Source organism: Salinarimonas sp., from assembly GCF_046292825.1.
Classification (GTDB): Bacteria; Pseudomonadota; Alphaproteobacteria; order Rhizobiales; family Beijerinckiaceae; genus Salinarimonas.
This window is the reverse complement of sequence record NZ_JBKBQG010000001.1, coordinates 165,726-178,434: the sequence shown is the minus strand read 5'-3', so window position 1 is coordinate 178,434 and position 12,709 is coordinate 165,726. Positions and strand designations below refer to the sequence as shown.

At 69.8% G+C, this 12,709-nt stretch carries 13 protein-coding genes and 2 tRNA genes; 5 read left to right on the top strand and 10 right to left on the bottom strand.

What is annotated here, in order from left to right:
* Positions 1-43 precede the first annotated feature (43 nt).
* Positions 44-859 carry an aspartate dehydrogenase gene (locus ACK4UM_RS00885; protein ID WP_409794277.1) on the top strand — a complete coding sequence of 272 codons (816 nt, stop codon included), beginning with the start codon at positions 44-46 and terminating at the stop codon, positions 857-859.
* Positions 860-863: 4 nt separating this feature from the next.
* On the opposite strand, the gene ACK4UM_RS00880 is transcribed toward ACK4UM_RS00885, so the two are convergent.
* Positions 864-1,559: a hypothetical protein gene (locus tag ACK4UM_RS00880; protein WP_409794274.1), complete on the bottom strand. Its 696-nt coding sequence runs from the start codon at positions 1,557-1,559 to the stop codon at positions 864-866.
* Between the two features lie 706 nt (positions 1,560-2,265).
* Here ACK4UM_RS00880 and ACK4UM_RS00875 point away from each other — a divergent pair.
* The gene (locus tag ACK4UM_RS00875; RefSeq protein ID WP_409794271.1) at positions 2,266-3,567 is read left to right on the top strand and encodes an MFS transporter; all 1,302 of its coding nucleotides are present in this window, start codon (positions 2,266-2,268) and stop codon (positions 3,565-3,567) included.
* Positions 3,568-3,585: 18 nt separating this feature from the next.
* On the opposite strand, the gene ACK4UM_RS00870 is transcribed toward ACK4UM_RS00875, so the two are convergent.
* Positions 3,586-4,653: an ornithine cyclodeaminase gene (locus tag ACK4UM_RS00870; RefSeq protein ID WP_409794268.1), complete on the bottom strand. Its 1,068-nt coding sequence runs from the start codon at positions 4,651-4,653 to the stop codon at positions 3,586-3,588.
* A 124-nt stretch (positions 4,654-4,777) separates the two neighbouring features.
* Here ACK4UM_RS00870 and ACK4UM_RS00865 point away from each other — a divergent pair, with 124 nt between their 5' ends.
* Positions 4,778-5,221 carry an Lrp/AsnC family transcriptional regulator gene (locus ACK4UM_RS00865; RefSeq protein WP_409794266.1) on the top strand — a complete coding sequence of 148 codons (444 nt, stop codon included), beginning with the start codon at positions 4,778-4,780 and terminating at the stop codon, positions 5,219-5,221.
* Here ACK4UM_RS00865 and ACK4UM_RS00860 read toward each other — a convergent pair.
* The 3 genes from ACK4UM_RS00860 to ACK4UM_RS00850 form a co-directional block, all read right to left on the bottom strand.
* Positions 5,202-6,839, bottom strand: a complete 1,638-nt coding sequence (locus ACK4UM_RS00860; protein ID WP_409794264.1) for an ATP-binding protein — start codon at positions 6,837-6,839, stop codon at positions 5,202-5,204. The two genes, ACK4UM_RS00865 and ACK4UM_RS00860, sit on opposite strands and share 20 nt — an antisense overlap.
* Before the next feature lie 212 nt (positions 6,840-7,051).
* The gene (locus ACK4UM_RS00855; protein WP_409794261.1) at positions 7,052-7,405 is read right to left on the bottom strand and encodes a DUF1428 domain-containing protein; all 354 of its coding nucleotides are present in this window, start codon (positions 7,403-7,405) and stop codon (positions 7,052-7,054) included.
* A gap of 49 nt (positions 7,406-7,454) precedes the next feature.
* A complete protein-coding gene (locus ACK4UM_RS00850) occupies positions 7,455-7,886 on the bottom strand; it encodes a VOC family protein (protein WP_409794258.1) in 432 nt (143 codons plus the stop codon).
* Positions 7,887-7,983: 97 nt separating this feature from the next.
* On the opposite strand from ACK4UM_RS00850, the gene ACK4UM_RS00845 reads away from it, so the two are divergent.
* Positions 7,984-8,445 carry a MarR family winged helix-turn-helix transcriptional regulator gene (locus ACK4UM_RS00845; protein ID WP_409794256.1) on the top strand — a complete coding sequence of 154 codons (462 nt, stop codon included), beginning with the start codon at positions 7,984-7,986 and terminating at the stop codon, positions 8,443-8,445.
* 393 nt (positions 8,446-8,838) lie between these two features.
* Here the strand turns inward: ACK4UM_RS00845 and ACK4UM_RS00840 are convergent.
* Positions 8,839-8,912: transfer RNA gene (locus ACK4UM_RS00840), tRNA-Gly, on the bottom strand.
* A 50-nt stretch (positions 8,913-8,962) separates the two neighbouring features.
* Positions 8,963-9,048, bottom strand: a tRNA-Tyr gene (locus ACK4UM_RS00835).
* Between the two features lie 183 nt (positions 9,049-9,231).
* Here ACK4UM_RS00835 and ACK4UM_RS00830 point away from each other — a divergent pair.
* Complete coding sequence (locus tag ACK4UM_RS00830) at positions 9,232-10,104, top strand: TrmH family RNA methyltransferase (RefSeq protein WP_409794253.1); 873 nt, start codon at positions 9,232-9,234, stop codon at positions 10,102-10,104.
* Positions 10,105-10,117: 13 nt separating this feature from the next.
* Here ACK4UM_RS00830 and ACK4UM_RS00825 read toward each other — a convergent pair whose 3' ends face one another.
* From ACK4UM_RS00825 to ACK4UM_RS00815, 3 genes are all read right to left on the bottom strand, one after another.
* Positions 10,118-10,384: a hypothetical protein gene (locus ACK4UM_RS00825; protein ID WP_409794249.1), complete on the bottom strand. Its 267-nt coding sequence runs from the start codon at positions 10,382-10,384 to the stop codon at positions 10,118-10,120.
* 600 nt (positions 10,385-10,984) lie between these two features.
* Complete coding sequence (phnN, locus tag ACK4UM_RS00820) at positions 10,985-11,539, bottom strand: phosphonate metabolism protein/1,5-bisphosphokinase (PRPP-forming) PhnN (protein ID WP_409794246.1); 555 nt, start codon at positions 11,537-11,539, stop codon at positions 10,985-10,987.
* Positions 11,539-12,702 carry an alpha-D-ribose 1-methylphosphonate 5-triphosphate diphosphatase gene (locus ACK4UM_RS00815; RefSeq protein ID WP_409794244.1) on the bottom strand — a complete coding sequence of 388 codons (1,164 nt, stop codon included), beginning with the start codon at positions 12,700-12,702 and terminating at the stop codon, positions 11,539-11,541. Before ACK4UM_RS00815 ends, phnN begins: the two co-directional genes overlap by 1 nt.
* Positions 12,703-12,709: the final 7 nt, after the last annotated feature.

The following is a 12,709-nucleotide window of genomic DNA, read 5'->3' as shown; positions in this document are numbered from 1 at the left end:
CGAGACGTGTAGCTGGGATACCCACAAAGACAGGAGATTTCGCATGAGCGCCTCACGCACGCGACGCGTCGCGATCGTCGGCTATGGAGCGATCGGGCAGGTGATCGCCGACGCCATCGCGCAGGGGCGGATCGCGGGGATCGCGCTCGCGGCGCTCCTGGCGCGCTCGGGTCGCGAGGCGGCGCGCGCCCGGCTCGGGCCCGACCTCGCGCTGCCCGAGAGTCTCGACGCGCTCTCGGCGCTCGCCCCCGATCTCGTCGTCGAATGCGCGGGCCAGGACGCGCTCGCCGCGATCGCCGAGCCGCTGCTCGCGTCGGGCATCGACGTGATGGCGATCTCGACGGGCGCGCTGGCGCGGCCGGGCGTGCTCGACGCCTGCATCGCCGCGGCGCGGGCGGGCGGCGCGCGGCTCCACGTGCCGGCGGGCGCGATCGCGGGGCTCGACGGCCTCGGCGCGCATGCCCGCGCGGGGCTCGACGCGGTCACCTATGTTTCGATCAAGCCGCCCGCGGCCTGGCGCGGCACCCCGGCAGAGGCGATCCTCGACCTCGACGGGCTTGCCGCGCCGGCGACCTTCTTCGAGGGCAGCGCCCGCGAGGCCGCGCTCTCCTATCCGAAGAACGCCAACCTCGCCGCGACCGTCGCCCTCGCCGGGGTCGGCCTCGACGCGACCCGCGTGCGCCTCGTCGCCGATCCCTCCGCGCAGGGCAATCTCGGCATCGTCGAGGCGCGCTCGGCGATCGGCACGCTGCGCGTCGAGATGGGCGGCACCGCGAGCGCCAACCCGAAGACGTCGGCCTCCACCGCCTATTCGATCCTGCACGCCCTCGCCGGGCTGGCGGCGCCGGTGGTGATTTGAGCGGTCAGCGTCCCCGCTCGGGGTCGGCGATGATCACGACCAGGTGCTTGGCCGCGCGGCTCTCCTCGGCGAACGGCAGGATCAGCCGGCGATAGCGCAATGTGCCGATGCGCGTCGCGAGCGCGACGGAGGAGAGCGACGGAGCAGCCGCCTCGAGGGCACCACGATAGCTTTGGAGCACGCGCTCGCGGTAATCGTCGTCGGGCAGGGACGAGAGCAGGTCGGAATTCATCAGCCGCCGCTCGCTTTCGCCGACGGCACCGACGTGGAGAAAGCGGAAGTCGAGAGACTCGCCGGCCACGCGCTCGACGATGTGCGTGCTCGCGCCGTCGATCGTATCCGCGATCGCGATCAGGTCGCTCGCGGCGAGCGTCGGCAGAGGCGCGTAACCACGCAGGCGCCGCCACAGATCGAGCGCGCGTGCGAAGCGCGGCGAGCCTGCACAGGCGATCTCCAGGGGATCGCCGAGGGTGAGGTCGCCCGCGTCGAGCCCCTCGATCAGACGAGCCACGACGGCGGGGGCGAGGCGCACGAGACGCCCGCGACGATCCCGCTCGTCGACCGAGATCGAAACGACGCCCGCATCCACCAGACGCCGCAGGAACAGGTGGAAGGACGAGCGCGCGCCGTCGTAGTGACTCTCCAGGCACTTCACGTTGATCGCCTGCCCGGCGAGCGTCGCTTCGACGAGAGCCAGCATGGCCCGCAATGCGGGATCGGGCGCGAAGGCACCCTTTGTCCAAGCACTTATGGCAGCCACGAGGCGCGTCGCACTGCGAACGCGGCGTCCCAGCCCCGCGGACAACGGAGCATTAATTAGCGAAACCGGCTCCTGCATCGCTCTACTTCGAACATGCCGCGAATATCAGAGTCTAGAGAATCGCTCGTTTAGTCTCAATTCTCAAGGCTTTTCGAGATGGAAAAGCGTCCGAAAATCGGACCTTTCTTCGCTTGCAGGCGGAGCGCCTCATGGCATCTTCGCGATGGCTTCTAGTCGCCTAGTCGTAGTCCCCGAACTCGAACGCAGGCAAAAACAATGACTGAATGCTCCGATAGCAATAAGAAAATAATCAAGGCGCTGTTTTGCATTCGCGCGATATTAATTTCAGATTTAACGTGGATAGGCGCCTGCAAAAGATCCAATTTTATCGAAAAACTCAAGTCAGATCGCAAATACGTTATCAATGTAATGATTATGAATGAACCCGGTATGCGAGACCGAAGATGGACCAATATTATAATAAACCGGTTGCTTGATGAGAAAACCGAAGAGAGCCTAGACCTTGCCAGCAGACTCATGGCTTGGTTGAACCAGGCGCCGACTGCGCGCAAGAGCTAGGCGAGCGCCCCGAGGACGTCATCGCCCTGTACGAGAAGGCATGCGCGATGCTGCGTATCGAGATCGAATGAGCGCCGTGACGGCGAGCGCCGCACCGGCGACGATGGGCCCCGGTCGTTTCCGTGCTTTCGTCGGCGCCAAGTTCGTGTCCGACTGCGCGAGCTCGATGGACATGGTCATCCTCTCGGCCTACGTCTTCGCTGCGACGGGAGAGGCGTTGGCGGTGGGCCTGTTCCTGACGGCGCGGCTCGCAGCCACCGTGGTGGGAAGCACGCTCGCTTCCAGGATTGCCGATCGCATGCCGCGGCGGGCGATCCTGATCGCCGCCGATCTCGGCCGCGCTCTCGGCCTCTTCCTCTTCGCGCTCGCGCCGGCGGAATGGCACCCGATCCTGTTCGTGCCCCTCGCCATCGTTCTCGGATCGTGCACCGGCTTGTTCAAGGTCGCGCTCTACGCGGAGGCGCCGGCTCTGCGCGGCTACGACCAGAGACACGCCGTCAACGCGACGTTCAACGCGAGCGAAGGGGTCGCGGAGGTCGTGGGCGGGCTGTCCGCGGCATTCGTCCTCGCCTTGATGTCCTTCAAGGGCGTGTTCCTGATCGACGCGGCGACCTATCTGGTGTCGGCACTCGCGCTGTTCCTCCTGATGCGCGGCATCGGCTCGGCCGCGCCCGCGGCCGCGCTGGCGCGCATCGAGGCGAAGGCCGCTCCTCCCGTGGCGCCGGTGCCGATCCTCGCCCTCATCCGCGCGGTATCCATCGCGCTGCCCATCACCTTCATCGCACGCGGCGTGGAGGCCTTCGGATCGAGCGCCCACAATATCGGCTTTCCCGTCTTCTCGGCCGACTTCGATCCCGACAATCCGGCTTTCCTGTTCGGCCTGATCATGGCCGCTTGGGGCGCCGGCCGGCTCGTCGCGGCGGGCGCGATCCCGCGGATCCTCGCCCATCCCGTCATCGCGCGCGACGTCTTCGGGCTGGAGCGCGTCTTCCTCGTCGGCATGATCCTGACCTTCGCGATGTTCCTGGGTGTCTTCGCGACGCTCGTCGTGCCGGTCGTGGTGTTCTTCGCCTTCGCGGCCGGAATCTTCGACGCCTCGACCGAGGTCGCCTATTATTCGAGCCTGCAGCGCGCTCCCGCAGAGAGTCGCGGGCGCGTGATCGGCGTATCCTATGCCTTGGAGCGCATGGCGATGGGCCTCGGCATGCTCGCGACGAGCGCCGTGCTGCAGGTCCAGCCGCTGTTCGAGACGGTGGCCGCGCTCTACGGGGTGTCCGTGCTGATCGCGGCAGCACTTCTCGTGGCGATGGCGCGTCTGCGTCGACCCGGCGCAGACGGCGCGGAGGGGCCGAGCGCCCGAGACACCTGAGCCGCCCCCGGCCTTAGCTCACTCCGCCGCCGCCTCTCGCGGTGCGGCGCGCTCGAGCATGCCGAACAGGTCGCGCGGGTCGTCGGGGTCGGCGAGGAGGTCGAGCTTGTCGTAATCGCCGGTCTCGGCGAGGAGGGCGCGCACCGTGCGCAGGGCGGAGAAATCCTCGATGGCGAAGCCGACGCTGTCGAAGAGCGTGATGGCCTGCGCGCTCGTGCGCCCGGAAGCGCGCCCCGCGATCACCTCCCAGAGCTCGGTGACGGGGTGGTCGGCGGGCATCTGCTGGATCTCGCCCTCGATGCGCGTCTGCGGGGCGTATTCGACGAAGATTTCCGAGCGGGCGAGGATGTCGCGGTGGAGCTCCGTCTTGCCGGGGCAGTCTCCGCCGATCGCGTTGATGTGGAGGCCCGATCCGACCATGTTGTCGGTGAGGATCGTGGCGTATTGCTTGTCGGCGGTGCAGGTGGTGACGATCTGCGCGCCCTCGATCGCCTCCTCCGGCGAGCCGCAGGCGGTCAGCGCGAACCCTTTGCCGGCGAGGTTTCGCATCGCCTTGCGGGTCGCGTCCGCATCGACGTCGTAGAGGCGCAGCGCGTCGACGCCGAGGAGCGCGCGGAAGGCGAGGGCCTGGAACTCGCATTGCGCGCCGTTGCCGATCATCGCCATCGTGCGCGCGCCGGGCGGGGCGAGATGGCGCGCCGCGAGCGCCGACATCGCGGCCGTGCGCAGGGCGGTGAGGATCGTCATCTCGCAGATCAGAACGGGATAGCCCGAGGCGACGTCGGCGAGGAGCCCGAAGGCGGTGACGGTCTGCAGGCCGCGGCGCGTGTTCGAAGGATGGCCGTTGACGTATTTGAAGCCGTAGGTCGTCCCGTCGGAGGTCGGCATCAGCTCGATCACGCCCTCGCGCGAATGGCTCGCCACGCGCGGGGTCTTGTCGAAGGCCTCCCAGCGCCGGAAATCCTCCTCGATGGCATCGGCGAGGCGCACGAGGAAGGGCTCGATGCCGACCCGGTGCACGAGCCGCATCATGGCGTCCACGCTGACGAAGGGCACCTCGGCCTTGTGAGACGGGGTCGACGGCATGGCTCCTCCGCTTTCGCGTCATCGTTCGATCCGGTAAGGGTAGGCGCACGCTGCGGCGGAATGGAGCCGCCGTTTTGCCCGAAACGGCGGTCGATCGCTCGAAACGGTCGATGGAGGCGACGAAATGGACGATACCGATCAGGCTCTCGTCGCGGCTCTGCGCCGGAATGCGCGCCTCTCGCTCTCCGAACTCGCGGCGAGCCTCGGCCTCGCACGCGCGACCGTGCGGGCGCGGCTCGATCGGCTCGTCGCGCGCGGCGACATCCAGGGCTTCACGATCCTCACGCGCGCCGAGATCGCGCCCGCGCCGGTGCGGGCGCTGACCATGATCGCGATCGAGGGCCGCGGCACGGAGCGGATCGTCCACCGCCTCGGCGGCCTCCCCGAGGTCGCGACCGTGCACACCACGAACGGCAAATGGGACCTCGTCGCCGAGATCGCGACCGACACGCTCGAGGATCTCGACCGCGTGCTCACCGAGATCCGCCGCCTCGAAGGCGTCGCGACGAGCGAGACGAGCCTCCTCCTGTCGACGCGCAAGGGGCGCGCTACTCGAACGCCCCCTTGAACCGTCGGCACATGCCGGCCGAGCGCCAGCGCTCGACGGCCTTGGCGATCGCCCAGCGGTCGAGGCCCTCGCCGCTCGCCTGAGCGATCGTGGTGGCGCGCGGCAGGTGGGGGGCGGCGAGCTCGCCGAAGCGGATGCGGGTCGGCAGCGCGACGCCCTCGCCGAAGGCGATCGCCTCGCGGGGGCCGAGCGCGGAGACGGAGGCGACGAGCCCCGCGGCGGCGTCGGGAATAGCCGAGCGGACGATCGCCTGGTCGCGGTCGTTCGCCATGCGCATCGCGAAGATCGTGCTGCATTGGGAGACGATCGTCGGATCGAGATCGGCGGGGCGCTGCGTCACGAGCCCGAGCGAGACGCCGAACTTGCGGCCCTCCTTGGCGATGCGCGAGACGGCCTTGCGGGTCGGGCCGAAACCGAGCGTGCGGTCGCCCGGCGCGTAGCGATGCGCCTCCTCGCAGACGACGAGGAGCGGCACCGCGCCCCCGCTCCACAGGCCGAGCTCGAAGGCGGTGCGGCAGAGGACCGAGAGGATGGTGTCGACGATCTCGCCGGGGAAGCCCGCGAGCTGCACGACGGTGATCTGCGCGCGCCCGTCGAGATTGAACAGGTTGGTGAGGATCGCCGCCATGGTGTCGCCGTCGGACGTGGCGCCCTGGAACATGAAGCGATAGCGCGGATCGTTCGAGAGGCTCTCGATGCGCGCGATCAGCCGCTGAAAGCGGGGCACGAGCGCGCGGCTCTCGAGCTTGCCCATGCGCCGGTCGATCAGGCCGACGAGATCCGTCAGGCGGTAGGGGACCGGGCTGTCGACGGTGAAGCCGCCCCCGTCCGCTTCGGCCCGGCGCAGGCTCGCGGTGCCCTGGTCGCGGCCCTCGGCGAAGAGGGCCTTGGCCTCGGGGATCGCCTCGGCGAGGATATCGACCTCTTCGTCGACGCCGGGACGCCCGCGGAAGATCGCGTCCACGATCTCCTCGAAGCTGAACATCCAATAGGGCAGGCGGAAGGTCGAGGGCGTGAGCACCTTGGCGCGCTCGCCGAAGGAGGTGCCGTATTCGTTGTGCGGATCGACGAGGAGCACGCGCTGCTGCGGCCGCGCGGCGAGCACCTCGCGCAGGACGAGGGCGACCGCCGTCGACTTGCCGACGCCGGTGGTGCCGAGCACGGCGAAGTGCTTGGTCAGCATCTCGTCGAGGCTGACGTAAGCGGGGATGGTCGGATCCTGCGCGAGCGAGCCGATCTCGATCGTCTCGGCGGCGCCGACATCGTAGATGAGCCGGAGATTGTCGCGGTGGAGGAGCTCGACGGCGCTGCGGATCGGCGGGTATTCGCTGATTCCGCGCTGGAAGGTCCAGGTGCCGGAGCGGCCGAGCGCGATCTCGCCGAGGAGATCGACGTCGGCCACGACCTCCCCCGCTCGCTCGCGGCACTCCTCGATCGCGGTGACGACGGCGACAGCGAAGGAGCGGGCGGCGCGGATCTGCAGGAGGCTGCCGACCGCGAGCCCCTCGAACAGGCAGGCGAGCGCGTCGGCCTCGATGCGCACGCGCGCGTGCGACCCGCCGATCGAAGCGAGGCGGCCGTGCAGGCCCTGCGTATGCGCCATGCTCACCGGCTTCACGCGCCCTCCTCCCGGCTCTCCGTGCTGTTCCGCGTCATGAACCGGAGGCAAGCACGGGAGGGCTTAACGGGCGCTGACTTGTGGATGTGGCCGCAAGCACGGATCGGGGATGCGGATAAGAAACGGTTTACGACCCGGTCGGCTCGGGCGTGCCGAGCCGGGACGGGCGCGCGCTCCGCCGCCCGGCCACGCGGGCGGCGGAGCGCGCCTTCTCACACGTCGAGAACCGTCTCGAAGCCGCCATAGATCAGCCGCTGCCCGTCGAAGGGCATCGGGTTCGTCTCCGCGCTCATCCGCGGATCGTCCATCATCTTGGCGAAGGCGGCGTCGCGCACCGCGCGCGAGGGCCATTCGACGAAGGAGAAGACCACGGTCTCGTCCTCGCCGCGCTTCACGGCCATGGGGAAGGACGTCACCTTCCCCTCCGGCACGTCGGCGCCCCAGCACTCGACGACGCGGATGGCGCCGAGCTCCTTGAAGACGGCCGAGGCGATCCGCGCATGTTCGATATATTCCGCGCGCCGTGCGGTCGGAACGGCGGCGACGAATCCGTCGATGAAGGTCATGTCGTGTTTCCTGTCTCGAGAGGGGGCGACGTCTGTCGATGTCTCGGCTTCAGGCGGGCTCGTCGATCGCCCATTCGACGCCGAAGGGGTCGCGGAGCATGCCCCAGCGATCGCCCCAGAATTGGCGCTCGAAGGGCACCAGCACCGCGCAGCCCGCCTCGACCGCGCGGTTCCACCAGGCCTCGCCGTCGGCGACGACGAGCGTGCCGTGCGAGCCAGAATGGACCGTCGGGCCCGACTGCCAGGGCGCGCGGCAATCGGTCATCATGAAGGCGCCGCCATTGATCTCGAGCTGGATGTGCATGTAGCGGCCGGGATTCTCCGCGTCCGGGTAGCGGCCGAGCTCGCGCGCGGCGAAGGCGCGGGCGTAGAACGCGGCGGCCTCGGCGGCGCGCCCGTCGTAGCCGAGATGGGGGATCACGCCGCGCATGAGGGCGGCGTCCGGACGGGTCGCGTCCGCGATGGTGGGGGCGTCGGTCATGTCTGTTTTTCCTTCCGCTGGGACGTCCGTGCGACGTCGCGTCGGCGCCTCTGCGAGCGCTCTTGACGGTATGAGTTGATATCAACATATTGGACCCATGTCAAACGCCGATCCCGTTTCCTTCGAGACGACCCTGCACGTGCGGGACCATTGTTTGTGCCTGCGCGCGCAGCGCGGCGCGCGCATCCTCGCGCGCCGCTTCGACGAGGCGTTCCGCCCGCTCGATCTGACGAACGGTCAATTCTCGCTGATGATGTCGCTGAACCGGCCCGGCGCGCCGTCGATCGGCGCCACCGCGTCCTTCCTCGCGATGGACCGCACGACGTTGACGGCGGCGCTCAAGCCGCTCGAGCGGCGCGGTCTCGTCGTGGTGACGCCCGCACCGACGGACCGCCGCACCCGCACCCTCGCGCTCACCGATGCCGGACGCGCGCTCTTGGCGCAGGCGGTGCCGATCTGGCAGCGAGCCCATGCCGACCTCGACCGCCGACTGGGCGCGGACGGAGCGCGCCTGCGCGAGGGGCTGGAGGCGCTGGCGGGGACGGATGGCGGGGGGTGATCGGGTTGCAGGGCGGGGTCGCGATGATTGACAGGTCCGCACCGGGAAAGCATATTCGAGGGTGCCAGCCGGATCGGGTTTGGGTCACCGAGCCCCCGTCGCAAGACGCCGGTTGGCTTTTTTCATGGAAACAGCTTGGTGAAGGTGCGGATCGAGGCCAATGCGGCATCGATCTGAAGCACGGCTTTTTCGCTCCTCGTGATGCTCTCCGCATCGCGTGTCGGTGCCGATGAGCTATTCTGCGCGCGCGCCCGCTCGTCCAGCATCCGCCGTACGCGACGCGCGCGAAGCGAGAAATAAGCGACTAAATTTGCGCACTGAATCAACCGAGGCGCCGGCTCAGGTCAAGGCCGGGACTTCACTACGCAAGTCCGAGCGATGTGAATCGATAATTGGAGCGGGTGAAGGGAATCGAACCCTCGTCATCAGCTTGGAAGGCTGCTGCTCTACCATTGAGCTACACCCGCACGGCGCGCCGGTCGGGCCGACGAGCGGGGCCATGCTAGCGCCTTCGGGATGGTGGGGGAAGTAGGACTCGAACCTACGAAGGCGTTAGCCAGCGGATTTACAGTCCGCCCCCTTTGCCGCTCGGGACATTCCCCCTCACCCGTCGCGAGGGCGCCGTTCGGCACCCCCCGCGAGGCGTGCCGGGTTTATGGTGACCCGGAACGGCCCTGTCAACGGCAAATTCCACGCGAAACGCGCGCGCCCGCCGCCGCCCGCGCTTGACCGCGCGCGCCTCCCGCGCGAGGAGGACGGGAGCGATCACGATGCGAGGGACGAGGCGTGGCGGACGAGCGGTCGGGACCCCGCAAGGCGGGAGGCAGCGGGGGCCCGCGCCGCTTCGGCGGCGGCTCGGGCAGAGGCTTCGGCAAGGGGGATGCGAAGAAGGCGTTCGGACGCGGGCCGAGCAAGGGCTCGCGCGGGGGCGCGCGCGGCTCCGGCCCGACGCGCGACGGCGCGGTGATCCTCTACGGCTGGCATCCCGTCGCCGAGGCCGTGCGCGCGGGCAAGCGCACGCTGTTCCGGCTCCTCGCCACGGAGAACGCGGCGCGGCGCCTCGCGGAGGAATTTCCCGATCGCGGGCTCGCCCCGGAGATCGTGCGGCCCTCCGCCATCGACGCGCTGGTCGAGGCGGACGCCGTCCATCAAGGGCTCTATGCGGAGGCCGAGCCGCTCGAGAGCGACGATCTCGACACGCTGCCGGACGATGCGCTCGTGGTGGCGCTCGACCAGATCACCGATCCCCACAATGTCGGCGCGATCGTGCGCACCGCGGCGGCCTTCGGCGCGAGCGCCATCCTGACCACCGCGCGGCATTCGCCGCAGGCGACGGGCGTGCTCGCCAAATCCGCGTCGGGCGGGCTCGAGCACGTGCCCTTCGTGATCGTGCGCAATCTCGGCGACGCCCTCGTCGCCTTGGGCGAGCGCGGCTATCTGCGGGTCGGGCTCGATTCGGAGGGGCCGGTCGAGCTCGAGCGGGTCGAGACGCGCCGGCCGCTCGTCGTGGTGATGGGCGCGGAGGGCAAGGGCCTGCGCGCGCGCACGCGCGAGCTGTGCGACGTGCTCGCGCGGCTCGACATGGCGGGGGCGATCAAGAGTCTCAACGTCTCGAACGCCGCCGCCATCGCGCTCTACGCGCTGACGCGGAAGGCCTGAGGCGGCGCGCCGCTCAGCTGCCGGAGCGGACCGTCTCGCCCTCGATCACGTAGAGCGCCGGCGGGGCGACCGGGGCCGGGCGGATGCCGGCGACGGTCGCGACGCCCGGGGTGACGATCACCTCGGACACGACGGGCGCGCGCTTCGCGACGGGCGTCGTCGCCTTGTGGGCGACGATCGCGGGCGCCCGGCTGCCGCAACCCATCGGCCCGGCGAGCGCCGGTGCGGCGGCGAACACGACGAAGGCGGCGGCGGCCGCGGCGGACGACAGAACGCGCATGGTCTCGGCTCCTCTTTCGCGAATGGTGAAGGAGAGGTTAACGCACCCGCGCGAGAAGTCGATGCCGCAATTGCAGGCACCGCGCCGCGTCGATGGGCGGGCGGGGAAGAGTCCCTCCCCCTAGGGGAGGGTGGCCTCCGAGGCGAAGCCGACGGAGGTCGGGTGGGGCCCGAGGCTTGTCGAAGACGCGCCGCCCCTCTCCTTCCCCTCAGAGCTTGAAAAATCTTTCGTTGCGGTGTCATCCCGGACGCCGAAGGCGATCCGGGACCCATAACCACCACGTCTCAGTCGCAGCCTGTAGGCTGCGTTTCTCTGACGGAAGCTGCCCGACGGTAGCGGAACGAGCGCGGCATGCGCGCTCGGGCTCGTCGTCGAGGGTATGGGTCCCGGGTCCGCTTCGCGGCCCGGGATGACAACCTCCAAAGGATTCACAGGCTCCAGGGGAAGGAGAGCGAGCGCTGTAAGCGTGACACGCATGCAGGAGCGACGACGTGTACACCCGGTAGCGAGGCGGGGGCATGGGCCCGAGGCCCCGAGATCATCGTGAAGACCTCGGGCCCCACCCGACCCCTGTCGCTCCGCTCCAGGGGCCACCCTCCCCTACGGGGAGGGATTCTTCCCCGCCATTTCCCGCAAAGCCGACACCAGAGCCGCGACGCCCTCCGCCACGCTGCAATCGTTCACGATCGTCGCGTCGGCCGCGATCGGGGCGAGGGCGTCGCTGCGCGCGAGGCGGGCTTGCGGGTCGGCATCGCGGCCGCGCGCGGCGATCCGCGCGGCGAGAACGTCGCGCGGGGCGGTGATCTCGACGACGCGCACGCCCGGCAGGCGCGCGCGCGCCTCCGCCACGCGGCTGCGCGATCCGTTGACGACGCACACCCGGCCCTGCGCGACGAGGTCGAGCACCCCCCGCTCCACCGCGTAGCCGAGCCCGTGGGCGCGCCAGGAGAGCGCGAAGGCGCCCGCGCGCTCGCCCGCGTCGAATTCGGCCGGCGAGATCGTGCCGTGCGCCTCGTGGGCGGTCGCGTCGCGGGTGACGAGGCGGCCGGGAAAGACGATGCGCGGGTCGTCGGCGAGCGCCGCGCGGGCGCCCTCCATCAGCGTGTCCTTGCCCGCGCCGCTCGGGCCGACCACCAGGACGAGCGCGCCCGCCATCAAGCGACCCGCTCGCCCGCGCGCCAGACCTGCCGCACGACCGGCGTCTCGCCCGACAGCCGCACCCGCACGAGATCGGCCCGCAGGCCCGGCTCGATGGCGCCGCGATCGTTGAGCCCGGTCGCCCGCGCCGGGTTGAGCGTCACGGTGCGGATCGCCTCCGGCAGCGTGATCGAGGAGACCCGGCCGGGCAGCGCGAAGGCCGCCATCATCAGGCTCGCCGGCACGTAATCGGAGGAGAGCACGTCGAGCAGCCCGTGCTCGGCGAGCGTGTGGGCGGCGACGTTGCCCGAATGCGAGCCGCCGCGGATGAGGTTCGGCGCGCCCATCATCACGGTGATGCCGCAATCGCGCGAGGCCTGCGCGGCCTCGATCGTGGTGGGGAATTCCGCGATCAGCACGCCGCTCTCGTGCGATTCGCGCACGTCGGCGACCGTCGTATCGTCGTGGCTCGCGAGCGTGATGCCGCGCGAGCGGGCGATGGCGACGAGGGCGGGGCGGTTCTGCGCGACGAGATCGGCGTTGACGCGCTGCTTCTCGGCGACCTGCGCCTCGACCTGCGCGTCCGTCTTGCCGTGCTTGCGGCCGTAATAGACGAAATATTGCGTGAGATCGCGGAATTGGCGCTGGCCGGGGGTGTGGTCCATCAGCGAGATCATCGCGACGGGATAGATCGCGGCGTAATTCTCGACGAGTTCGACCACGTCCCGCGCCGGTACCTCGCAGCGCAGATGGGTGAAATGCTCGGCGCGGAAGAGCCGGTGCCGACGGCCCTCGTCGATCGCCTCGGCGAGCGTGAACAATTCGCGCCCCATCGCGTCCCCGTCGGGATCGGTGCCGGCGCGCAGGCTGTCGAACACCGTCGTGATGCCCGACGCCGCGATCTGCGCGTCGTAGGCGAGCGCCGCGCCGAGCGGATGCCAGCGCACCTTGGGGCGGGGCGCGTAATGGCTCTCGAGATGGTCGGTATGGAGCTCGATCAGGCCGGGGATGATCGTGTCGCCGCCGCAATCGATCCCGCGCTCGGGCGCCGCGCCCTCGCCGATCTGGACGATCGCGCCGCGCGCGACCGCGAGCCAGCCGTGCACGATCGCGTCGGGCAGAACGAGGCGGGCATTCTCGAGGACGAAGCTCTCGGGATGGGGGGCGGCGTCTTTGAGCATGGTCGAT

Coding starts and splice junctions, on each gene's coding strand:
- phnN (WP_409794246.1), bottom strand. CDS start 11,539: ATGGCGGGCGCGCTCGTCCTGGTGGTCGGCCCGAGCGGCGCGGGCAAG.
- ACK4UM_RS00870 (WP_409794268.1), bottom strand. CDS start 4,653: ATGCCGTCGACCCCGTCTCACAAGGCCGAGGTGCCCTTCGTCAGCGTG.
- ACK4UM_RS00845 (WP_409794256.1), top strand. CDS start 7,984: ATGTCAAACGCCGATCCCGTTTCCTTCGAGACGACCCTGCACGTGCGG.
- ACK4UM_RS00825 (WP_409794249.1), bottom strand. CDS start 10,384: ATGCGCGTTCTGTCGTCCGCCGCGGCCGCCGCCGCCTTCGTCGTGTTC.
- ACK4UM_RS00865 (WP_409794266.1), top strand. CDS start 4,778: ATGGACGATACCGATCAGGCTCTCGTCGCGGCTCTGCGCCGGAATGCG.
- ACK4UM_RS00885 (WP_409794277.1), top strand. CDS start 44: ATGAGCGCCTCACGCACGCGACGCGTCGCGATCGTCGGCTATGGAGCG.
- ACK4UM_RS00880 (WP_409794274.1), bottom strand. CDS start 1,559: ATGCTGGCTCTCGTCGAAGCGACGCTCGCCGGGCAGGCGATCAACGTG.
- ACK4UM_RS00875 (WP_409794271.1), top strand. CDS start 2,266: ATGAGCGCCGTGACGGCGAGCGCCGCACCGGCGACGATGGGCCCCGGT.
- ACK4UM_RS00855 (WP_409794261.1), bottom strand. CDS start 7,405: ATGACCTTCATCGACGGATTCGTCGCCGCCGTTCCGACCGCACGGCGC.
- ACK4UM_RS00815 (WP_409794244.1), bottom strand. CDS start 12,702: ATGCTCAAAGACGCCGCCCCCCATCCCGAGAGCTTCGTCCTCGAGAAT.
- ACK4UM_RS00850 (WP_409794258.1), bottom strand. CDS start 7,886: ATGACCGACGCCCCCACCATCGCGGACGCGACCCGTCCGGACGCCGCC.